The organism is Butyrivibrio sp. INlla16 (assembly GCF_900104155.1).
Lineage (GTDB): Bacteria > Bacillota > Clostridia > Lachnospirales > Lachnospiraceae > Butyrivibrio.
Map to the genome: position 1 here is coordinate 18,063 of NZ_FMYB01000030.1, position 22,664 is coordinate 40,726.

General features: G+C 40.5%; 15 protein-coding genes. 14 read left to right on the forward strand and 1 reads right to left on the reverse strand.

Features of this window, described 5'->3' with window-relative positions; all coding sequences use genetic code 11:
- The first annotated feature begins 82 nt into the window (after positions 1-82).
- From BLR42_RS13910 to BLR42_RS13960, 11 genes are all read left to right on the forward strand, one after another.
- Complete coding sequence (locus BLR42_RS13910) at positions 83-1,750, forward strand: HlyD family efflux transporter periplasmic adaptor subunit (RefSeq protein WP_091870321.1); 1,668 nt, start codon at positions 83-85, stop codon at positions 1,748-1,750.
- Between the two features lie 122 nt (positions 1,751-1,872).
- Positions 1,873-2,964, forward strand: a complete 1,092-nt coding sequence (locus BLR42_RS13915) for an ABC transporter permease (protein ID WP_170832783.1) — start codon at positions 1,873-1,875, stop codon at positions 2,962-2,964.
- A 43-nt stretch (positions 2,965-3,007) separates the two neighbouring features.
- Complete coding sequence (locus BLR42_RS13920; RefSeq protein ID WP_170832784.1) at positions 3,008-5,584, forward strand: ABC transporter substrate-binding protein; 2,577 nt, start codon at positions 3,008-3,010, stop codon at positions 5,582-5,584.
- A 68-nt stretch (positions 5,585-5,652) separates the two neighbouring features.
- Positions 5,653-6,075 carry an NfeD family protein gene (locus tag BLR42_RS13925; protein ID WP_091870329.1) on the forward strand — a complete coding sequence of 141 codons (423 nt, stop codon included), beginning with the start codon at positions 5,653-5,655 and terminating at the stop codon, positions 6,073-6,075.
- Positions 6,076-6,099: 24 nt separating this feature from the next.
- A complete protein-coding gene (locus BLR42_RS13930) occupies positions 6,100-7,011 on the forward strand; it encodes an SPFH domain-containing protein (protein ID WP_091870332.1) in 912 nt (303 codons plus the stop codon).
- A 91-nt stretch (positions 7,012-7,102) separates the two neighbouring features.
- Positions 7,103-7,402, forward strand: a complete 300-nt coding sequence (locus tag BLR42_RS13935; RefSeq protein ID WP_022760083.1) for a hypothetical protein — start codon at positions 7,103-7,105, stop codon at positions 7,400-7,402.
- 192 nt (positions 7,403-7,594) lie between these two features.
- Positions 7,595-9,166 carry a transcription termination factor Rho gene (gene rho / locus BLR42_RS13940; RefSeq protein ID WP_091870335.1) on the forward strand — a complete coding sequence of 524 codons (1,572 nt, stop codon included), beginning with the start codon at positions 7,595-7,597 and terminating at the stop codon, positions 9,164-9,166.
- Between the two features lie 548 nt (positions 9,167-9,714).
- On the forward strand, positions 9,715-10,884 hold the full coding sequence (locus BLR42_RS13945; RefSeq protein WP_170832785.1) for a cobalt-precorrin-5B (C(1))-methyltransferase: 1,170 nt from the start codon (positions 9,715-9,717) through the stop codon (positions 10,882-10,884).
- A gap of 51 nt (positions 10,885-10,935) precedes the next feature.
- On the forward strand, positions 10,936-12,030 hold the full coding sequence (trpS, locus tag BLR42_RS13950) for a tryptophan--tRNA ligase (protein WP_022760079.1): 1,095 nt from the start codon (positions 10,936-10,938) through the stop codon (positions 12,028-12,030).
- A 42-nt stretch (positions 12,031-12,072) separates the two neighbouring features.
- The gene (glgA, locus tag BLR42_RS13955) at positions 12,073-13,518 is read left to right on the forward strand and encodes a glycogen synthase GlgA (protein WP_022760078.1); all 1,446 of its coding nucleotides are present in this window, start codon (positions 12,073-12,075) and stop codon (positions 13,516-13,518) included.
- Between the two features lie 4 nt (positions 13,519-13,522).
- A complete protein-coding gene (locus BLR42_RS13960; protein WP_091870340.1) occupies positions 13,523-15,175 on the forward strand; it encodes a putative polysaccharide biosynthesis protein in 1,653 nt (550 codons plus the stop codon).
- A 22-nt stretch (positions 15,176-15,197) separates the two neighbouring features.
- On the opposite strand, the gene BLR42_RS13965 is transcribed toward BLR42_RS13960, so the two are convergent.
- Complete coding sequence (locus tag BLR42_RS13965; protein ID WP_091870341.1) at positions 15,198-16,040, reverse strand: glycerophosphodiester phosphodiesterase family protein; 843 nt, start codon at positions 16,038-16,040, stop codon at positions 15,198-15,200.
- A gap of 205 nt (positions 16,041-16,245) precedes the next feature.
- Here BLR42_RS13965 and BLR42_RS13970 point away from each other — a divergent pair, with 205 nt between their 5' ends.
- The 3 genes from BLR42_RS13970 to BLR42_RS13980 all read left to right on the forward strand — a co-directional run bounded on the left by BLR42_RS13970 (position 16,246) and on the right by BLR42_RS13980 (position 22,529).
- A complete protein-coding gene (locus BLR42_RS13970) occupies positions 16,246-18,363 on the forward strand; it encodes an LTA synthase family protein (RefSeq protein WP_207648550.1) in 2,118 nt (705 codons plus the stop codon).
- A gap of 2 nt (positions 18,364-18,365) precedes the next feature.
- Positions 18,366-20,159, forward strand: a complete 1,794-nt coding sequence (locus BLR42_RS13975) for an Rqc2 family fibronectin-binding protein (protein WP_091870347.1) — start codon at positions 18,366-18,368, stop codon at positions 20,157-20,159.
- Positions 20,160-20,276: 117 nt separating this feature from the next.
- Positions 20,277-22,529, forward strand: coding sequence for an RICIN domain-containing protein (locus BLR42_RS13980; RefSeq protein ID WP_091870349.1), 2,253 nt, complete (start codon positions 20,277-20,279; stop codon positions 22,527-22,529).
- The last annotated feature ends 135 nt before the right edge of the window (positions 22,530-22,664 follow it).

Sequence of the window (22,664 nt, forward strand, 5' to 3'; positions counted from 1 at the left end):
TACAGCCAGTAACGGCGTTGCCTGCATAACTAGAGGAGGAGAGCAGGCGTGATTTAGTTTTAAGGGAAGAGGAATTAAAGGTATGTCTGAAGTTAGAAATGAGAGACCAAAGAAAAGCAGAAAGGATATTATCAAGGATATAACAATAGCCTTTCTGGCAATACTGTTATTGCTTACTTTTTTCTCAAACACAATTATGAATTTTTCACTTCCGGAGGTTGCTATTCAGCAGATTCAGGAAGGAACAATTTCACCGGTTATCAGAGGAACCGGTACTGTAGAAGCCAAGGATCCATATTCGGTAAAGGTTTCACAGGAGCGCGTAATCAAGAGCGTTGCTGTTGAGGTTGGAGCCCAGGTAAAAAAGGGTGATGTAATTTATAACCTTGAAGATAAGGAATCCACAGAGCTTCAGGAAGCAAAAACAAAGCTGGAGGAGCTCTTACAGACTTATGAGACCTCACTTTTCTCAGGTGATCTCTCAGATGAGGCCATAAATCGTATCAGAGGCGGTCAGACTCTCACAATGGATCAGTTCCAGGCCAAGCTTAAGGCTGCAACTGACAGATACGATGCTGCTAAGCTTGCTGATGAGGAAGCCCAGGCAACAATTGATGCGCAGTCTCAGGCACAGTCATATACTGCGGCTCAGTATAATTATGATGAGGCAACGCCTCAGTACAGAGAAGCTGAGATTACAGCAAGAATCACTGAAATAGATACACAGCTTGCTGAAGAAGAAGCTGAAAAAGCCAGACTTGAGGCGTATCTTGATAAAACTGAACCACAAATTAAAAAGGCTAAATTAGGAACTCAGATTAAAGATTTAGAATCATTAAAGAAAATGTACTGGTATCATGACTCAGTTATTGATGCACTTAATCAAGAGAAGGATCAGCTCAATATTGAGCAGGCACATAGTACAAAAGATGTTTCGCAGATGACAACCCAGGCAGGGCAGGTTGACAGTGACTACCAGAGAAAGGCAGCTTCACTTCAGGATACAAAAAATAAGACAGCTCAGGAGCTCGAGAGAGCAACAACAGACAGAACAGAGCTTCTTACTGAGATTGCAAAGGAAATTGAGCTTGATGCTCAGAGAGATACAATTGCAGAGCAGAGAGAAACAGTTGAGAAGCTTGAGAAGGAATCAACCGGTGCTACCGTAACTGCGCCTGTAGACGGAACAATAACAGAGCTTGCCCTCAAAGCAGGTGAGACAACCAATGCTGAGAATCCCGTTGCAACAATTCAGGTTGACGGCAAGGGTATGGTTACAAGCTTCTCTGTTACCATGGATCAGGCAAAGCGCCTTAAGGTTGGCGATATTGCTGAGCCTCAGAATGCATGGTACTACACAGACTTTAAGGCAACCCTTAAGTCTATTACTGCGGATCAGCAGAATCCTAATACAAAGAAACTTCTTACTTTCAATATTGAAAGTCCGGAAGTACAAAACGGCCAGTCAGTAAGTCTTCAGATTGGACAGAAGTCTGATAACTATGACCTTACAATTCCTGCAGGAGCTGTAAGAGAAGACTCAAACGGTAAATTTATCCTTATAGTAAAGTCGAAGTCCAGTCCTCTCGGAAACAGATATATTGCTGCAAGAGTTGATGTAGAGGTGCTTGGATCTGATGATACTACTGCAGCTATAAGCGGCAGCCTTGAGGGTGATGAGTATGTGATCACTACAGCGACAGCTCCTATTAAATCCGGTGATCAGGTAAGACTGGCTAATAATTCATGAACAAATTAAAAGAAAGTATTATAGGATTTTTCAAAAATCTGAAATTAAAACAGATCATATATTTTGTTGTTATGGTCCTGCTTGCGCTTATCATCTTTGCTTTAGGAGTCCAAAAAGATTTCATGGCAAGACATCAGTATGATCAGATGATGGGTAACAGATGGTCAGGGGATACCAGATGCGGTCAGGTCAGCATGTTCTTTTCCGAGAATCAGGGTGTAAGTATCGATACGGTTAACGAATATGCTTATAAGATCAATAAAGGTCTTATTGCTGACGGACTTCAGGAAGCAGATGCCAGTACAGAGGGTGGCGGTGCAGTATGGAATTACTGCTACAGCGCTGTGGGAAGCATAGAGATCACGAGAGACCTTAAATCTGTAACAGCAGTTGGTATCGGCGTTGGAGGAGACTTTTTTCAGTTCCATCCGATGAGAGTTATGAGTGGTAACTATTTTACCGGTGACATAGTCATGAAGGATTATGTAATTCTCGATGAGGAACTTGCATGGCAGCTGTTTGGCTCCAATGATATTGTGGGTGAGACCATTTTACTTGGAGGAGTACCTCACTATATCGCGGGTGTTGTCAAAAGAGACAGTGGAAAATATGTAAAAGCTGCCGGTATGGTATATCCTACTATCTTCATGTCATTTGAATCTCTTGCGACCTATGGCAGAATCGATGCTTCCGTTCTCTCGACAGATGGCTCTCTTGGTAAGGTCAACGTGGCATCCAAGAATGATGATGAGGAAGGAGGCGGCACTTCTGATGTTGAGACACAGGCCAAGGGTATTGTCTGTATGGAAGTTGTTATGCCCAATACCGTAGACAACTATGCCGCTAATTTTGTTATAGAGAAGCTCTCGCTTAATACAACCCAGGTTGAGGTTGTTGATAACAGCGCGAGATTTGAAGATCCTAATCTGTTTAAGCTTATTGGACAGTTTAATATGAGAGGAATGCAGACGAAGCCGGTTATTTATCCCTATTGGGAGAATAATGCAAGGGCTTATGAAAACATATTGGCCGTGCTTCTTCTTATTCAGATAGTTTGCGCAGTAATTTTGTTTTTGATGGCAGCTATAGTTGTTGTACAGGCTTACAGACACAGGAAATGGACTGTAGGTCAGCTTGTAGAAAAAGCTGCCGACTGGAAGTACAATCTTGAATCAAACATGAAATATCATAACGAAAAGTGGAAATATTTTTGACGGTTTTTCAGTTTGTTTTATGGATAAACAAGGAGGATATTTAATGAGAAGAATTTATCTAAAAAGGATACTCAGCGCTTCAATGGCTGTAGTTATGGCTGTAACTATGGCAGGATGCGGCTGTGGTAAGAAAAAGACAGGATCGACCGACGAGCAGGCAAGTCATGATGCTTCTGCCTATGTGTTTAAGGATAATCCGATTGACCTTGGAGAGAGCATTGATACATCATCAATTTCGTCTCTCGGCAAATTCGGAGATAAGATTTATGCAGTAGGAACTGCTGTTTCCGATGAGGGAAACAATAAAACTACTGTTTTCACTTTTGATAAAGACGGAAGTAACTTAAATACTATTGATCTCGCAAATTCAGGAAATTTACTGCTGTATAACGCAGCACTTACCGATGATGGTTCAATTTATACCCTTGAAGTCCAATATGCAGGCTATATGGGTGGCGGTGATTTTGAATTTGATCAGGGGTTGGATGGTTCTTCTCCGATTATTCTTGAGGATGGTAACTCAATAGAGATTGAAGATTCCGAATCGGTTGAAGACGATGTTACACAATATTCCGGTGAGGATGAGGAAGAAGCTCTTTCCGATGATTCCGAAGCAGATGAAGAGGGTACATCCGATGACGCAGCTTCTACAAGCCAGGATGCTACAGAAGATACTAATACTACTTCATCTGAAGGCGGTGAGGGTGATGTAATTATGCCCTCCGATACAGATACCGGAGTTGACATGTCATCTTCAAGTAATGTTGATTCAGATACTTATTACATGGTCAAGTATGACAACAACGGTACAGAAGTATGGAGACAGGAGATTGATTCTACAACCGATTCATATTATTATGTGAATTCTTTTATTGCTGCTGATAATGATACTCTACTTGTATCCGATACAAACGGAGTTCATAAATACAGTACTGCAGATGGAAGCAAGACCGCTGATATCGCTTTTGATAATGCTGACACAGAGTATGGTTTTTCAGCATATGTGTATAAACTGGGTGACGGAAGCTTCGGTGCGCTTGTAAATGGTTCCGAACAGACTTTTTATAAAGTTGATTTAAAGGGCGAGAAGGCCACTGAGGTTGGAACTGTAGATTCAACTTTCTATGACTACTCATTTTATTCAGGTGCAGGAAGCCATGATCTTTTTGCATCAGGTTCCGAGGGTATTTATACCTATAAGCTCGGTGATGAAAAGGTTTCAATGATCCTCAATTTCGTTGATTCGGATATTGATACTTACGGTGTATCTCAGATGGTAGCAATTTCCGATACCGAGATAATTGCACTTATTCCTACAGAAGATATGAAGTATAACCTTACATATCTTACAAAGGTTGATCCCAAGACTGTAAGCGATAGACAGCAGATTGTTCTTGGCTGTAACTATATCGATTATGATGTAAGAGCGCAGATAATTAAGTTCAATAAGACAAATGATAAATATCGTATTGTTATCAGTGATTACTCAAAATATGACTCTGACAGTGAGATGTCAGGTGGTGCAAACAAGTTGAATACAGACATTGTTTCCGGTAATGCACCTGATATCCTTGTTCTTGATTCCGATATGCCTGTAGACAGTTATATCTCAAAGGGACTTTTTGAAGATATGACAGATTACTTCAAGAATGATGAAGAATTAAGCAAGGTCAAGTATATGGATCATGTAATGGAAGCATTCAAGAATGACGGTAAGATGTATAAGCTCATTCCCAGCTTCTATGTTGAAACAGTTGTTGCAGCTACAGACGACGTAGGAAATGATGATTATACATGGACTATCGATGAACTTGAAAAGCTTGTAAAGGCAAAGAATATCGAGCACAAGAATATTTTCGGACCTCTTACAAGAGATGAAGTGCTTGAGATGGCGCTCAGTCTTTCCGGTTCTCAGTACATCGACTGGTCGACTCTTACCTGCAGCTATGATTCAGAGGCATTTACACATCTTCTTGAGTTTGTAAATGAGTTCCCTGAGGAGCTTTCGGAAGATGATTACAACTATGAGACAGCATCTCTTTATAGAACGGATAAGGCACTTGCAGAGAGATTATATTTGTACGCTTTCTCTGATTATAACTATGAAGCAAAGGGTACTTTCGGTAAGCCAATTAAGACAGTAGGCTTCCCTTCAGATAACGGAAGTGGCTCCGCGCTTTATCCTAACCTTCAGCTCACCATGAGCTCAAGTTCCAAGGTTAAGGACGGATGTTGGGAATTCATGAGATACTTCCTATCAGACGAGTATCAGAAAACTATTGACGGTGCTTGGCCTGTAAGTATGACAAAGATGGATGAGCTTTCAGAGAAAGCTAAGAAGAAGCCTACATATATCGATGAGAATGGCAAGGAAGTTGAATATGATGATACCTGGTATGTTGGAGATACAGAGGTAATTGTTGATCCTATGACTGATGATGAGGTAAATGAGGTGCTGAACTTCCTTAACAGCATCGATCAGGTAGGAAATGCAAATGAAGCTGTAACAAGCATTATCTTTGAAGAGGCAGCGGCATACTTCAGCGGACAGAAGACTGCTGCGGAGGTTGCTGATATCATTCAGAGCCGTGTACAGATTTATGTAAACGAGATAAGCTGATAATAAGCTTCTTTGTATGATAAAGTGGGGTGACTGACATGTACAATACGTTATTTGGAGTGTCGCCTATGATATTTTGGCTGATACTTACCGTAATATTAGCTGTTTTTGAAATTTTGACACAGGGGCTTTCCACCATATGGTTTGCAATCGGAGCTTTGGCAGCATTTATTATGGCTGTGCTCGGTCTTTCGGTTCCGCTGCAGATAGTGGTTTTTATTCTGGTTTCAATTGTCATGTTGCTTTTGGTAAGACCGGTATCGGTAAGACTGCTTGGCGGAAGAATTGTTAAGACCAACATCGATGCGGTTCCCGGAAGAAAGGTTACTGTCTCCAAGGATATAGACAATATCAAGGAGACCGGCGCTGTGATTCTTGATGGGACTACCTGGAACGCAAGAAGTATGGATGATGAGGTTAATATTTCATCAGGGGAAACAGTTATTATTGAAAAAGTTGAGGGCAATAAGCTTATCGTAAAGAAAGCTTAAAGGTATGAAGAAGGAGGAGAAGTTATGCCAATATTTATTATCATCGTTTTAATTCTTGTTCTGATTGCACTAAATATCAAGATTGTACCGCAGGCTCACTCATTTATTGTTGAGCGTCTCGGTGCATACAAGGAGACTTGGGATGTCGGTCTTCACTTTATGGTTCCTTTTATTGACAGAATTGCAAGAAAGGTTGATCTTAAGGAACAGTACTGTGATTTCCCGCCTCAGCCTGTTATCACTCAGGATAATGTAACAATGCAGATAGACTCAATCGTGTTCTTTAGAATTTCTGATCCCAAGGCTTATGCATACGGAGTAAGAAATCCGATAGGAGCTATTGAAAATCTTACAGCAACAACTCTTCGTAATGTAATCGGATCACTTACACTTGATGAAACACTTACCAGCCGTGACCAGATTAATGCTCAGATGCAGGATGCTCTTGATATAGCAACAGATCCATGGGGTATTAAGATTACACGAGTAGAGCTTAAGAACATCAATCCTCCGGAGCAGATTCGTGATGCCATGGAGAAGCAGATGAAGGCTGAGCGTGAAAAGAGAGAAAAGATCCTCTTCGCAGAAGGTGAGAAGCAGTCAGCTATCACAGTTGCAGAGGGTGAAAAACAGAGTAAGATTCTTCAGGCAGAGGCTGATAAGCAGGCAACAATCCTCAAGGCTGAGGCTGAGAAGGAAAAGCAGATCAGAGAAGCTGAAGGTAAAGCAGAGGCTATTAGAAGCGTCCAGAAGGCTAATGCTGATGGTATTCAGATGCTTAAGGATGCCGGTGCTGACGAGTCTGTTCTTACAATTAAGAGTCTCGAAGCTTTCGAGAAGGCTGCAAACGGACAGGCTACAAAGATTATTGTACCCAGCAGTATCGCAGGCGTAGCAGGTCTTGCTCAATCTATCAAGGAAGTTGTAACAAAGTAATCTGATATTTTGTGAGAATAACTATTTTATTATCATAGCCTTCCCCTTGTAGGGGAAGGCGTCAGCGCAGCTGACGGATGAGGGGATTACTATGGCAGATAATAAGGGAAGAGAAGCACTTATTCACTCGCTCGCACAATCCATGGGAATGGGCGACGCACAAAAATTTAAAACAACAACAGGAAGATATAATTCCGAGACCGGTACAATTATGAGTAACGGCAGAGTTATATCAAGTGCGACAGTCATTCAGGCAAAAAACTATTTTACTTCACAGTACAACAAGCTTGCTGAAATGGATGATGAAGGCGCAAAGCAGATGGCTACTCTGTATGAGGTTGCGAAAGAAGCTATCGGTATTATGATAGACAGTGGTAAGGGGAATGAATAAATCCCCTTATTTAATAAAATCTTAAAAAAATTTCTATTGATATTTCTTATTTTATGATGTATTGTGATGTTTAGTCGAAGGTAGTTTTATCTTGAAGCATTAGCTTATCGACAATCAGACTTAATTTATAAGTTTTCGATTACTTTTTCCAATTGTTTTTTATAATATGAATTTATAAGAAAGGAATTAAATTTGAGAGAAAAATTAGAGACACTAACACTTGCTTCCCTTCGCGATCTTGCAAAGCAGAATGGAATTAAGAGTGTTACAACAATGAAGAAATCTGAACTCATTGATGCTCTTTTGAAGCTCTATGAGAAACAGCAGGCTGAGGAAGCTAAGGCAAAAGAAGCTGAGGCAAAAGAAGCTGAGACAAAGGAAGCAGAAAAGAAGCCTGCAAAAAGTGCAAATGAATCAAACGATAAACCTGCACAAAAAAAGCCCGGCAAGAAGAAGGTTATTATTGCCGATAACAGCAGAAATGACGGAGCAGATAAGAAGCCTGCAGAGAAAAAGGCTCCAGATAAGAATTCTAACGAGGCAAAGTCCTCTGAGAATAAGGAACAAAAGTCTTCTGCAGAATCCCAGGAATCCTACGCAAAAAAGGAAACTCCTGCCGATGAGGCTGAAATTGCCAATGGAATAGAAGCAGACGGTATTCTTGAAGTAATGCAGGATGGTTTTGGATTTATCAGATGCGAGAATTATCTTCCCGGTGAGAACGATGTTTATGTTGCTCCGGGTATGATAAGAAAGTATAATCTCAAAACCGGTGATATTCTTAAAGGTATTGCCAGACAGAAAAAGGAAAACGATAAGTTCGGAGCATTGCTCCAGCTTAATTCAATAAACGGCTATAAGCCAGAAGTTGCTATGGGCAGATGGGATTTTGAGAAGATGACACCCATTTTCCCGAATCAGCAGATTGTTCTTGAACATCCCGGCTGCACGATAGCAATGAGAATCATGGATATGATCTCACCTATCGGTAAGGGACAGCGTGGAATGATCGTTTCACCGCCTAAGGCAGGAAAGACAACACTTCTTAAGGATGTTGCTCTTTCAGTAAAGAGAAGTAATCCCGATATTCACCTTATAGTTCTTCTTATAGACGAGCGTCCTGAGGAAGTTACAGATATCAAGGAGAGTATTGAGGGGCCTAACGCTGAGGTTATCTATTCAACCTTCGACGAGCTTCCGGAGCACCATAAGAGAGTATCTGAGATGGTTATTGAGCGTGCTAAGCGACTTGTTGAGCACAACAAGGACGTTATGATTCTTCTTGATTCAATTACAAGGCTTACAAGAGCATACAATATTGTAGTTCCTCCGTCAGGAAGAACTCTTTCCGGAGGTCTTGATCCGGCGGCTCTTCATATGCCTAAGAGATTCTTCGGCGCAGCAAGAAACATGAGACAGGGCGGAAGTCTTACAATCCTTGCTACAGCACTTGTAGAGACAGGTTCCAAGATGGACGATGTTATATATGAGGAATTCAAGGGAACAGGTAACATGGAAATGGTTCTCGATAGAAAGATGCAGGAGAAGAGAATATTCCCTGCTATCAATATTCCCAAGTCCAGTACCAGACGTGAAGATCTTCTTCTCAAGCCCGAAGAACTCGCAGCAGTTAATGCACTTCGCAAGGGCTTCAACGGCATGAAGGCAGACGAAGCTGTAGACCAGTGCATAAACATGTTCTCCAAAACCCGCACCAACCAGGAATTCGTACGACTTGTAGAAAAACAGATTTCAAGATATTGATATACATGACGACCGGGACAAAGTATATTGGTTCAAAACCTCGTTGCAAAAAACGCATAATCGGTTTTGCTCCAACACACTTTGTCCCGGTCTGTTTTTATTTCAAATGGAAATCTGTTTTATCTACAATCGTACGAGCCTCAAGGAATGAAGAGGGTTATAGTATTGGTTAAAGAAATATATATCCCCACCCCTCCCGTATCATTCCAAAAAAAATAAACGCCGGGGCGTTTTTTGGGAGGAGGGGTTGTCAGGTGGGGAACCCGACAACCCGGTATGAAAAAAGTTTTGTTGGGGGAGTCAGAAGTTCTAACTCCTGTTAAATTTATAGTAAAGAGTAAATTTGTACAGAATATGGACAATTCATAAACTAAATATAAAATAATTCGAAATTATATCTAATCACGAACGAATTTTAGAATATTATGTGTCTATAATGACGAGTAAATATAAAAGAATTTTCCAATAATAAAGCGCCTTAGAGTAAAACATGTTATACTATTTTTATAAAAATGACTAATAAACGAACACCGCCTGGGGGAAAATCAATGATTCAAAAAGGCATGAACGTTTTTTCAAATATTTCTTCATTATCCGGGGGAGCGATTGCTGCGGTGGCAGCAAAAGCTGCTGCTTCGTCGCTACTTTTGCGCATTAGTTACGAGTCTATAGAATTTCATACTGATGATGGCAGACCGGTCAATGTTCCCGTTCGCTTTATTCCGCATCCTGAAAACCATGCGCTTCGTGAATTCTGTGTTGTTCTCGGCAATGTAAATATTCAGGGGCTTTCCGGTGCTTCGGAAGTTCATGTGACGGTTGAGCGTGTAAGGAAGATGACGGATATTCCGGATGATATATATATAAAACCGGAATATATCAATCTGTATCTTGATGGCGGAGAAGGTATAAGCAGGCTTACTGCTGTTGAGCGTGGAGTACCTGCCGGATTTGCGAATATTGATAAGGAAGCGAGAGATGTAATTTTCGAGGCTGTTGCGGATGCAATCCATTTTGCGGATATAATGCCGCTTATAAAAATAACGGTTTCTGCCATATCGTATAATAACAGCTCATTGCAGTTTAGTATTACCGGGGGCAACGGTTCCGTTGCCAGAACTTCACAGGACGATGTTTTATCGGAAATCGCAGGTACCATTCAGGAGCAATATGAATCCGGGATAAGGAATGTTATTGCGGTTCCGGGTAATGCAGGCCATAAATATATACAGGATAATACCCATATATCTATGGCGCACTGCATAAGATGCAGAAACTATATAGGTGACACGCTAGATATGGCAGCAATGGTTGGTATGGAAAATTTCCTGCTTGTCGGAAATGCTTCAAAGCTTATCAGACTGGCTGCGGGTATTATGGATACTCATACCTGGAATGCTGACGGAAGGCGAGAAGTATTTTCACTTCATACGGTATTAGCGGGTGGAACTATATCCCAGGCCAGAATCCTTCAGGATCTGGCAACCACGGATCAGATGCTCGCAAAGCTCACGGAATGGGGAATCCGTGATGCGGTAATGCAAAGTATCTGTGTGAAGATAGGCGATTATGTTCAGAACAGAATCGGCGGTAAAGCTATGAAGTTCGGAGTTATTCCGATTCATCAGGATTACGGCATTCTGGGACAGACTCCCGATATCGGAGATGTTATTGCATGTGTTAGCAGAGAACAGTTTGCACTATCTATAAAAAAATAAGGTTTTTTGATATAATATTTAATTATATATTTTAAGGAGATGGAAAAAGTTATGCGCAAAGTTATACTTACCGGCGATCGCCCGACGGGGAAGCTTCATGTCGGTCATTATGTCGGTTCACTCAGAAGGAGAGTGGAACTCCAGAATTCAGGGGAGTTTGATGATATTTTCATTATGATCGCGGATGCTCAGGCTCTTACAGACAATGCCGAGAATCCCGAGAAGGTGAGACAGAATGTTATTGAGGTTGCGCTCGATTATCTCGCGGTAGGTCTTGATCCCGCAAAGAGCACGCTTTTTGTACAGTCACAGATACCTGAACTTACAGAGCTTACATTCTATTACATGAATCTTGTTACAGTATCCAGACTTCAGAGAAATCCCACAGTAAAGTCTGAAATACAGATGAGAAATTTTGAAACAAGCATTCCGGTTGGATTTTTCACATATCCCATAAGCCAGGCTGCTGATATTACCGCATTTAAGGCTACAACTGTTCCCGTTGGAGAGGATCAGGAACCAATGATAGAGCAGTGCAGAGAAATTGTAAGAAAATTCAATTCAGTATACGGTGAAGCGCTTGTTGAGCCGAACATCCTGCTTCCAGATAATGCAGCTTGTCTTCGCCTTCCGGGTACCGACGGAACAGCTAAGATGAGCAAATCACTTGGAAACTGTATTTACCTTTCAGAGTCACCGGAGATGATAAAAAAGAAGGTAATGGGAATGTTCACAGATCCCAATCACCTTCGCGTTGAGGATCCGGGCGAAGTTGAGAACAATCCGGTATTTATTTATCTTGATGCATTTGCAAAGGATGAGCATTTTGCTGAGTTTGCTCCCGATTATGCAAATCTCGATGAGATGAAGGCTCACTACAAGAGAGGCGGCCTTGGAGATGTTAAGGTTAAGAAGTTCCTTAACAATGTCCTCCAGTCCGAGCTTGAGCCTATCAGAAAGCGCAGAGAGGAATTCCAGAAGGATATTCCGTATGTATATGACGTTATCAAGAAGGGCTCGGAAGTTGCAGAAGAGGTTGCAGCACAGACTCTCAGTGACGTTAAGAAGGCTATGAAAATCGATTATTTCTCAGATGAAGAGCTTATAGCTATGCAGTCTGCGAAATATCAGGTGACAGAAGACTGATCGCCTGTTAATAAAAAATCTTCCAAATGATGGAGGCACTACATGAAGAACATTCTATTTGTTGCATCAGAAGGCGTACCATTTATTAAAACCGGCGGACTTGCAGATGTTGTTGGCTCTCTGCCTAAGGACATTGATAAGAAGTATTTCGATGTAAGAGTTATCCTCCCGAAATATACCTGTATGGCACAGGAGATGAAGGATAAGCTCGAATATGTTTCGAATTTTTACATGGATTTTCACTGGAAGAGCGAGTATGTGGGAATCTTTTATGCTGAGGTTGAAGGCATAAAGTACTACTTTATAGATAATGAGTATTTCTTTAACGGAATGGCTCCCTATAGCGGAGATGTTATCTGGGAGATTGAGAAGTTTGCATATTTCAGCAAGGCTGCGCTTTCAATTCTTCCGGTTATAGGATTCAGACCTGATATAATTCATTGCCACGACTGGCAGACAGGTCTTATCCCGGTTTACCTTAAGGAGAGATTCCAGGGTAATGAATTTTTCCGTGGCATAAAGTCTATAATGACAATTCATAACTTGAAATTCCAGGGTAAATGGGATGCAAAGGATGTTCAGGATATCACAGGACTTCCGGATTATTACTTCACACCCGATAAGCTTGGATATTACAAGGATGCAAACCTGCTTAAGGGCGGTATCGTATATGCTGATGCGATCACAACCGTCAGCAGTACTTATGCTGAAGAAATTAAAACCGAGTTTTACGGAGAAGGTCTAGATGGTCTATTGAGAGCCAGAACCAATGACCTTCGCGGTATTGTCAATGGTATTGATTATACGGAATTCAATCCCGAGACAGATAAGTTCCTGGATTATCCTTATAATGCAATCAATTTCCGCAAGGAGAAGGTGAAGAATAAGAGAGCACTCCAGAGAGAGCTTGGACTTCCCGAGGATGATAAGACAATGTTGATCGGTATTATTTCAAGACTTACCGATCAGAAGGGCTTTGACCTTATAGCTTATGTTCTGGATGAGCTCTGTCAGGATGCAATTCAGATAGTTGTTCTCGGAACAGGTGAAGAACAGTATGAGAATATGTTCCGTCACTTTGCATGGAAGTTCCCGGAAAAGGTTTCTGCGAATATTTTTTATTCCAATCCTTTGTCACATAAGATTTATGCAGCATCTGATGCTTTCCTTATGCCTTCGCTGTTTGAGCCCTGCGGACTTTCACAGCTGATGGCGCTTAGATATGGTTCTATTCCGATTGTCAGACAGACCGGAGGACTTACCGATACCGTTGAGCCCTACAATCAATATGAAAGCAAGGGTACAGGCTTCGGATTCCTAAACTATAATGCGCATGAGATGATGCGTACTGTTCGCGAAGCTGAGAGAGTATACTATGACAACAAGCGTGAATGGAACAAGATGATTGATCGTGCAATGGCTGCCAACTTCTCATGGGAGGTTTCGGCATCCAAATATCAGGAGATGTACGATTGGCTTAGACCGTAATAATATGAGCAAAAAGAAAAACATGATTGTGCAGGGAAGTGTCCTTGCAACTGCCGGAATAATATCAAGAATTATCGGTCTATTATACCGTGCTCCTCTTACCGGAATTATTGGTGATGAGGGCAATGGATATTACAGTACGGCTTACAATATTTATTCAATTGTATTGTTGATTTCGGCGTACAGCATACCTTCTGCCATGAGTAAAATCATATCGCAGAAGCTTGCTGTACACGAGTATCGCAACGCACAGCGGATTTTTCACTGTGCGCTTATTTATGTGTGCGTAGTCGGTGGGCTTGGAAGCCTCTTTGTCTTCTTTGGGGCGCCGTTTCTTGTAGACGGATATTCAATTCCGGTTCTCAGATTTTTTGCACCTGTAATTTTAATATTCGGACCGCTTGGAGTTTTGCGAGGATATTTTCAGGCTCACAGAACGATGGTGCCGACAAGTGTATCGCAGCTTGTTGAGCAATTTTTGAATGCTTTTGTTTCCGTGGGAGCAGCTTATTTTCTTGTGAAATTTGCTATTTCGAAAGGAAGCGATGATTCTACCAGAGCCATGTATGGTGCAATAGGAAGTTCACTTGGAACAGGATCCGGTGTGGTTATAGCACTGATATTTATGTATTTTGTATACAGTATCAATAAGGATTATATAAACAGAAAAGTAATTCATGATCATCATGAGGATATGCAGTATAGAGAGATATTCAGACTGATTATTATGATAGTTACGCCTTTTATTTTGAGTACTGCTATATATAATTTATCAACTACAATGAATTCCACGCTTTTTTCTAAGATAATGACCTATAGCAAGAATATTCCTCATAATGAGGTGGTCACAAGATATGGCGTTTTTTCACAAAAAGCGGTGGTAATAGCCAATTTTCCGATATCGATTGCGGCAGCTACTGCAGCAACAATTATGCCGAGCATATCAACTTACTTTGCGCAAAAGAACTATGAAAGAACAGAAGCGCTTGTTGAGAAGGTATATCGTATGATCAATATGATAGCTATTCCTTCCGCAGTTGGACTTTTTGCCCTTGCTGATCCTATAATTATGCTTCTGTTTCCGCAAAGGGCGACTATACATGAGGCTGGATTTTTAATGCAGATGCTTGCTGTTACTGTTGTTTTTTATTCGCTATCAACAGTCAGCAATGCAATTTTGCAAGGTATAGGAAGGGTGAACGCACCGGTTTTAAATGCTACCTTTGCTCTTATTGTTCAGACGGCACTGCTTGTGGTACTCCTTCTTTTCACAAATCTTGGAAATAAGGCTCTTGCTATCGTGACTATAACTTATTCATTTTTGATGTGTGTTTTGAATGAACATTCAATTTCAAAAGTGCTTAATGTTAAACAGGATATTATGAAGATGTATCTGCTCCCTGCTGGGGTATCTGCCGTAATGGGAACTGTTGCGTGGGGAGTATATGAGCTGTTTAAGCTCTTATTCGAAAAGTTTATTTCACGTGACTATTTTGTAAACCTATTTGCTGTTATGATTGCTATTGTTGTAGCAGTAATTATATATGCAGTAGGAATGGTAAGAACGAATGCGGTTACTGAAGAAGAACTTAAATCCTTCCCTAAGGGTCATACATTGGTAGGCCTTCTGAAGAAGGTACATATTATGAAAAGTTAATCCCTTTTCCCAAAGGGGAAGGCTATAGATCTGTACGATCCGTATAAATACCTGAGATTCCTTCGCTCAGGTATTTTTTTATTTGTTCATCATCATTAACCGTATGTACAAAAAGCGGAGTATTTGTCTTTTGCATTATACTCATGAATTCCTGATCTTCAGTGAGGTCAATATGAAAAGTAAAACCAACAAGAGGCTTTTTGGCAGCGCGAAGAAGTGCTTCCTCTGTGCGTTCTGAATCCTCAGTCTCATACAAGGTATAAATGATATAAGGGAAACCGGCCTTTTTTACCTCATCATATTCTGATGCATGATATATCTGAACGACAAATCTGTCTGTGAGATCGGGATAGGAAGAGGCTATCATTTTATATGTTTCAATATTTGTTTCTTTTGTATCAGTGACAACAATCATATCCGTATATTCACGCATATAATTTGCAATATCATCAAAGGTGAGAACAGTGAATTTTTCCAATATTTTACACTGAAGATAATCCGAAAGAGTCGGAGCCTCTCCGGGAGTCATCTGCTTGCCGTCTAAATAGAGATCACCCCAGGCTTTCCCGCAGACAAGGGTGCCGTCACTTGTGTAATGAAAATCAACCTCGATAATTTTGTTTCCTGCTAAGAGACTATTTTCAAGAGCTTCTCTGGAATTTGTGTAATCGCATAAAGTGCCCTCATCATCACTTACAAAACCACAGGCATGGATTATATATTTATTCTCTGAAAAAATACTTCGCATGGCTTCTATGTTGTCAGGAACCTTGCCTGAAGAACATGCAGATATAAAAAGTGACATGGTAACTACCATGATAAGTACGATATTCAGCTTCATTTTTTTGAATGATGTAATGAACATAAGTAATGAATCCTTATAGTTTGTTAGGTCTTATTATGCTAAAATAGTATAGTTTGGTGAAATCAAAAATAATTATAACATTTAAGGAACAGTCGTGAAGAAAAGAAATATAATAAAATACTTGTTTTTAACAATATTATTATCAATACCGTTTTTGCTCTTGTTTACATCTCTCTGGTTTTTCAATACCTGGAATACCATGACTGTGAACGAGCTTGTTTTCAATGTAAAGATGTCTTTGTCGGGCGCATCACATGCTATGATAAAGCTTTTTATTATGAAAGCATTTCTTCCAACATGTGTGGCAGCACTTATAATCTTTTTATTTCTGCTACTTGCAAACGATGCATTTAAAGGGAAAAAGACTCTGATAGCGATCGGAGCATCTATTATTGCTCTTGTGGCTTTTGTTGCGTATACGTGGATTCAGCTGGATATGACTTCATATATTGATCAGCAGCTCCATGCATCCACCTTTATTAAGGATAATTATGTTGATCCCAATTCCGTAAACATCGATTTCCCTGAAAAGAAGAGAAATCTGGTTTATATCTACCTTGAATCCACTGAAGTTACAGACAGCGATTCAGAGCATGGCGGTGCTTTTGAAAAGAGCAGAATCCCTGAGCTTACGGACCTGGCACTTTCGCATGAGTTTTTTGGGGATGGTTCAGATAAGCTTAACGGGGGCTTTTCTATGCCTGGAACTGATTGGACAATGGGGGCAATTTTTGCACAGTCCACAGGGCTTCCGCTACAGATAAGTATTGATGCCAACAGCATGTCGGAGCAGGAGACATTCTTCCCGACTGTAAGGGCAATAGGTGATATTTTAAAGGATGAGGGCTATCATCAGGAGTATCTTTGCGGCTCAAATGCAAGCTTTGGCGGAAGAGAGCTCTTCTTTAAGACGCACGGAGATTATGGCATAGTTGACTATCCTTATGCCAAGGATCAGGGCTGGATACCCCAGGATTACGGTGTATGGTGGGGCTTTGAGGATGAGAAACTCTATGAATATGCTAAAAACCGTCTTAGTGAGCTGTCCAAATCGGATGAACCCTTCAATCTGACACTTCTTACCGTTGATACTCATTTTGAGGATGGTTATGTCTGCAGATTGTGTGAAGACGAGTTTGAGGATCAGTATTCCAACGTATTTGCATGTGCAAGCAGACAGGCTACAGAGTTTGTAAACTGGATAAAAGAGCAGGATTTCTATGAAAATACAACCATAGTTCTTGTGGGCGACCATCCTACAATGGATGCTGATTTTTGTGCGGAAATACCTGAGGATTATACGAGAAAGGTATACACCTGTATTATTAATCCCGGTGCATCAAGGGATGGCGCAGACCAGAGAGAATATACAACCTTCGATATGTTCCCGACAACAGTTGCTGCTTTAGGTGCATCTATTGAGGGTGACAGGCTTGGTCTTGGAGCAAATCTGTTTTCAAGTGAGCAGACTCTTCTTGAAAAATATGGAATGGAACTTGAAGAAAGTGAGCTTAATAGAAAATCTCACTTTATGAATGAACTTGCCGGAATAACCGATGAAATGGCGATGGAACAAAACTATGAGGGAGCGTCTGCAAACTGCAGCATCGAAGAGCAGGGAGATATAGTTAAAGTAACAGTAAGTGACATTACGGGAGTTGTTGAAAAAATCGAGGGTATTCAGGTCGATGTAAGGAAGGATGGAAATTACGACAATCTTATGACCTATAACATGGTTTTAAACTCGGATGGATCATATTCTGTAGATATACCTGCAAGTGAGATAAATCCCGGTGATACAGACTTCAATATTATTTGTAAGGGGGCTCTTGGCTCTGATATTAGTCTCTTTTCACAAAGAGGCGATATGCACCTTAAACAGACTGACCTGCAGAAGTATCTCGAAGCCTTAAAAGCGTATGCAGAGAGTGGTGAATATACTGTATTTATCACGACCAGGAAGAGCGGCGCTATGAGACTTACGGATGACAACATTGCAGCGTTAAAAGCTCTCGGCATAAGCGATGATATTCCAAAAGGACAGGATGTCACTATAGTTGCAGCAATTAACAGCGAGCTGAACGACAGCCATGCTACCAAAGAAAACCAAAATATCAAGGGTACTGCATCTGATAACGTATCCTATCATTTAAAGGGAAGCTGGGATAGTTTTAAGGATAAAGATTTCCTCCTCGAAATTAATGATGAAAATATAATGATTGAGCGAAAGGGACTGCATTTCGCCGTAGTAAATAATTCAACCGGAAGAGTGGCCGATTATGTAAACTTCGACCTACTTGATAAGGAATGCAGGAGATATTAAAAATGGCATTCGATGGAATTACAGTCGCCAACATAGTGCGCGACATAAAAAAAGAACTTACAGGCGGTCGTATTTACAAGATCGCCCAGACAGAAAAAGATGAGCTTTTAATAACGGTAAGGAAGGCTGTGGAAAACGGCGGCGGTCAGAGACGACTTTTTATGTCTTCTGATGCTTCACTTCCGCTTGTCTATATGACTGATGAGAATAAGCAGAGTCCTATGACAGCACCGAATTTCTGCATGCTTCTGAGGAAACATATTCAAAACGGCAAGATAATAGATGTATTTCAGCCTGAGTTTGAGAGAATCATCAGGATTGAGATCGAACACCTGGACGAGATGGGAGATCTTCGCCATAAGACTCTGCTTATGGAGCTTATGGGAAAATACAGCAACATCATTTTTGTAGATGAGGATAATAAGATCATTGATTCAATCAAGCATATTCCTTCATCGGTGAGCTCTGTTCGGGAGGTGCTTCCGGGACGGGATTATTTTGTGCCTGTAACCCAGGATAAACTTAATCCTCTGAAAGTAACCAAGGATGAGTTTATGAGTCTTGTTCCTTCAAAAGGGCAGCCTGTTTTCAAAGCTCTCTATGAGAGCTTCACAGGCCTTTCACCTGTTGTTTCAAGAGAAATATGCTATAGGGCTGATATTGATTCTGATAAATCTGCTATTGCGCTTGAGAACGATGAATGTGTCAGACTGTGGGATGCTTTTGATAAGGTTATGACAGGGATCAGGAATGATGAGTTCGCGCCAGAGCTTATTTATATAAATGAAAAGCCTAAGGAATATGCAGCAATTCCGCTTACCATGTATCATGAAGGTGCGGATTCTTCTTACAAAGAATATGAGGAGATATCGACACTTTTACTGGATTTTTATTCTGAGAAAAATACTGTTACAAGGATCAGACAAAAATCTTCAGACCTCAGAAAATTGGTAGCAACTGCTCTTGAGAGAAATATCAGAACGCTCGATCTTCAGACCAATCAGCTCCGCGACACCGAGAAGAAGGATAAATACAGGATTTACGGCGAACTTCTTACAGTATATGGCTACAGTGCTGAGCCTGATGCCACGTCGATAACGGTTAATGATTACAATACAGGAAAAGATGTCAAGATAACTCTTGATCCCACACTTACTATTGCTCAGAACGCCAAGAAATATTTTGATAAGTATACAAAGATGAAGAGAACCGCTGAGGCGCTTGAGATTCAGATGAAAGAGGTTTCAGAGACCGTTTCTCATCTGGAATCCATTGCTGCTTCTCTTGATATCGCAAGGCAGGAAGAGGATCTTACGGATATCAGAAGAGAGCTTGTAGAAGGCGGATATATTAAGGGTAGTGCCGCTGACAGGATAAACGGAAAAGGAAAAAACGGTAAGAACAACCGTGGCCGAAATTCCAAGAGTAAGCCCTTCCATTATATCAGTAGCGACGGTTTCCATATTTATGTAGGGAAAAACAACTACCAGAACGATGAGCTTACTTTCAAGATGGCCAACGGTGGAGACTGGTGGTTCCACGCAAAGGGCATACCCGGGTCTCACGTTGTTCTCATCACCGAAGGAAAAGAAGTGCCGGACAGATCTTTCGAGGAGGCTGCATCCCTTGCGGCTTATTATTCAAAGGGCAAGGAACAGGACAAGGTAGAAATAGATTACCTAAAGCGTAAGGATGTCAAAAAGCCGGGAGGCGCAAAGCCTGGATTTGTCGTGTATTACACCAATTATTCAATGGTTATAGGTACTGATATTTCCGCGCTTAAGGAAATTGATTAAGACTAAAAATAAAACGTAACAATTTTTTTTGCAATTTTATTTGGCTTCACTTCGAAAGCGGCGTCATATTCATCGGATTGGCGTGATTGGAGACAGAAGCAGTCTGATTATGCCACCATGAGAAGTGGCGGTTGCAGAATTGTTTCTTATGCAAAATTACTGAAAGCTACAGGGCTTGTTACAGATCCAAACTTTAATCCTGATGAATTATTTAGATGGTGTGCGGCTAATGGTAAGGTTGCCTCATTAGGGGATGTTACAGAGCAGGGTACTCCCGGTGAAATCCCGATTTTGTATGCAAAAAAAGTTTTGGGAAAGACTATTACACAGAAAAAAGATGGTGTTATGTTAAGCGGTGACAATGCAACAAGAAGAAACACTGCTATAAATTATAGTAAGCAAGGGTATTATGTAATTGTATGTGGTCCGAATCACTTTTCATATGTTGATGAAGAAAGAACAAGATCAACCGGTAATCTGTGGGTAGATGATTCCGGGTATGGTGTTACTCAAGTTGGCGACACGATATGTGGATATAGTTTACAGAAATATCAAAGGATCAGAATCTTTACAGCTGAGGCTCCCACACCTCAACCCGATCCTGAACCAACTCCGTCTACACCTACAGGAAGTAGAATGGCATCAGGCTATAGCAGAACTCTGCCTGATGGCGATTATATTATAGCCAATGCAGCAAATCAGAAATACTATCTTGATATAGAAGGTAGCAGTTATCCGGCTACTGAATTTCAAAATGTACATCTTTGGCATGAGGATAATCTGAGTCTTAATGATTATGATGTTTGGCATCTAAAATATGAGAATGGATTTTATACTATAACTCAATATGACACAGGTATGGCACTTGATGTTTATTATCAAGGTCTTGAAAGCGGTACAAATGTAGATGTTTATTATAATTATGAAGACAACGATGCTCAGCTGTTTGCTATTTCTGCAAACGGTAGAAATGGCTATAGAATTCAGGCCAGATGCAACGGATATTCTCTGGATATAGAAAACGGAAATATTGCGGATAACTCAAATGTAAGAACCTGTTCCAATAACAATTCTGATGCACAGTCATGGGTGTTTATACCCTACAAACCTGCCCAGCCAATTAGTAATGGCAGATATATTATTACCAGTGCACTGAATAGCAACCTGGAATTGGATGTTGCCGGAGATACAGCTAATATAGCTAATGCTACAAATGTTCAGATTTGGGATGATTCATGTCAGAGTAAATATAATTCATTTGACGTAGAAAAGCTTAATAACGGTTATTATAAGCTTACAAATGCAGCCTCAGGAAAAGTGCTTGATTTATATGGTGGAGGTACACAATATAATTCCAATATATGTGTTCATGATGCAAATAGTAGCCTGGCACAGCAGTGGGCAATAATTCCCGCAGGAAGTGGCTATGCACTTGTTCCAAGATGTAGCGGAATGGCAATGGATGTGGTTAATTCATCCAAAAGTAACGGGGCGAATGTTCAGCAGAGGCCATTTAACGGGAATAATATACAGGCAAACCAGACATGGAATTTTGCTGTTGCCGAGCACTCAATAAAGTTTGATGCCAATGGTGATAATAATGCGCCGGCTTCCCAGATAAAATACTATAGAAATGCTCTTACTATCACAAATGATATACCAACTAGAAGCGGTTATAAATTCGCAGGTTGGAAAGTTAGTAAGGCAACAAATAATATTATAGTTAAGCCCGGTGAGTTATTAAAAATCGATATGAATATGATTCTGTATGCTCATTGGGAAAGCACAGGAAATAATGAGACCGGTGAGAAAAGTACAGAGGAAATAAAGCCGGGTAAGGATGAATCCGGTGAAGGCAAGAAAACAGAAGGAAAAGATACAAAGCCTTCTGATAAGGTTGAAACTAAGAAGGCAAAGCCTGAGGTAGGTGATACGGTTGTTGATGAGGAATCAAATGCTTATTACCTTGTATTACAGACAGGTGTAAATTCAAATGCTGTTATTTATGTAAAGTCTAAGAACAGCAGTGACAAGAAGGTTACAATTCCTGCAGACATAACAGTTGATGACGTAAACTATATGGTTTATGCGATTGCTCCAAATGCGTTTAGGAACAATACCAAGTTAAGGTCAGTTACTATTGAGAAAAACATATTATCAATCGGTAAAAACGCATTTTATGGATGCAAAAACCTTAAGAATATAAGAATTAAGACAACTAGTCTTTCCAAGAATACGGTTGGTAAGAATGCGTTTAAGGGTATTAATACCAAAGCAAAAGTAAAGGTTCCTAAGAGTAAATTAAAGAGTTATACAAAAGTATTGAAAGCCAGAGGGATCTCAGGTAAAAAGCAGACAATCACAAAATAATCTCTTTTAAATCTGAAAAACAGAAATTAAGAAAGACAGTGGAAGCAATTTTCACTGTCTTTCTTAATGACAATAATAATATGCGTTTAAGCTTGAAATCATTGACTAAAACTGCTGTTTCATCATATTATAATA

What these genes read in the sequence shown, in the direction of transcription:
- BLR42_RS13910 (WP_091870321.1), top strand. Translation starts at nt 83, where the DNA reads ATGTCTGAAGTTAGAAATGAGAGACCAAAGAAAAGCAGAAAGGATATT.
- BLR42_RS13915 (WP_170832783.1), top strand. Translation starts at nt 1,873, where the DNA reads ATGGCAAGACATCAGTATGATCAGATGATGGGTAACAGATGGTCAGGG.
- BLR42_RS13920 (WP_170832784.1), top strand. Translation starts at nt 3,008, where the DNA reads ATGAGAAGAATTTATCTAAAAAGGATACTCAGCGCTTCAATGGCTGTA.
- BLR42_RS13925 (WP_091870329.1), top strand. Translation starts at nt 5,653, where the DNA reads ATGATATTTTGGCTGATACTTACCGTAATATTAGCTGTTTTTGAAATT.
- BLR42_RS13930 (WP_091870332.1), top strand. Translation starts at nt 6,100, where the DNA reads ATGCCAATATTTATTATCATCGTTTTAATTCTTGTTCTGATTGCACTA.
- BLR42_RS13935 (WP_022760083.1), top strand. Translation starts at nt 7,103, where the DNA reads ATGGCAGATAATAAGGGAAGAGAAGCACTTATTCACTCGCTCGCACAA.
- BLR42_RS13945 (WP_170832785.1), top strand. Translation starts at nt 9,715, where the DNA reads ATGATTCAAAAAGGCATGAACGTTTTTTCAAATATTTCTTCATTATCC.
- trpS (WP_022760079.1), top strand. Translation starts at nt 10,936, where the DNA reads ATGCGCAAAGTTATACTTACCGGCGATCGCCCGACGGGGAAGCTTCAT.
- glgA (WP_022760078.1), top strand. Translation starts at nt 12,073, where the DNA reads ATGAAGAACATTCTATTTGTTGCATCAGAAGGCGTACCATTTATTAAA.
- BLR42_RS13960 (WP_091870340.1), top strand. Translation starts at nt 13,523, where the DNA reads ATGAGCAAAAAGAAAAACATGATTGTGCAGGGAAGTGTCCTTGCAACT.
- BLR42_RS13965 (WP_091870341.1), bottom strand. Translation starts at nt 16,040, where the DNA reads ATGTTCATTACATCATTCAAAAAAATGAAGCTGAATATCGTACTTATC.
- BLR42_RS13975 (WP_091870347.1), top strand. Translation starts at nt 18,366, where the DNA reads ATGGCATTCGATGGAATTACAGTCGCCAACATAGTGCGCGACATAAAA.
- BLR42_RS13980 (WP_091870349.1), top strand. Translation starts at nt 20,277, where the DNA reads ATGAGAAGTGGCGGTTGCAGAATTGTTTCTTATGCAAAATTACTGAAA.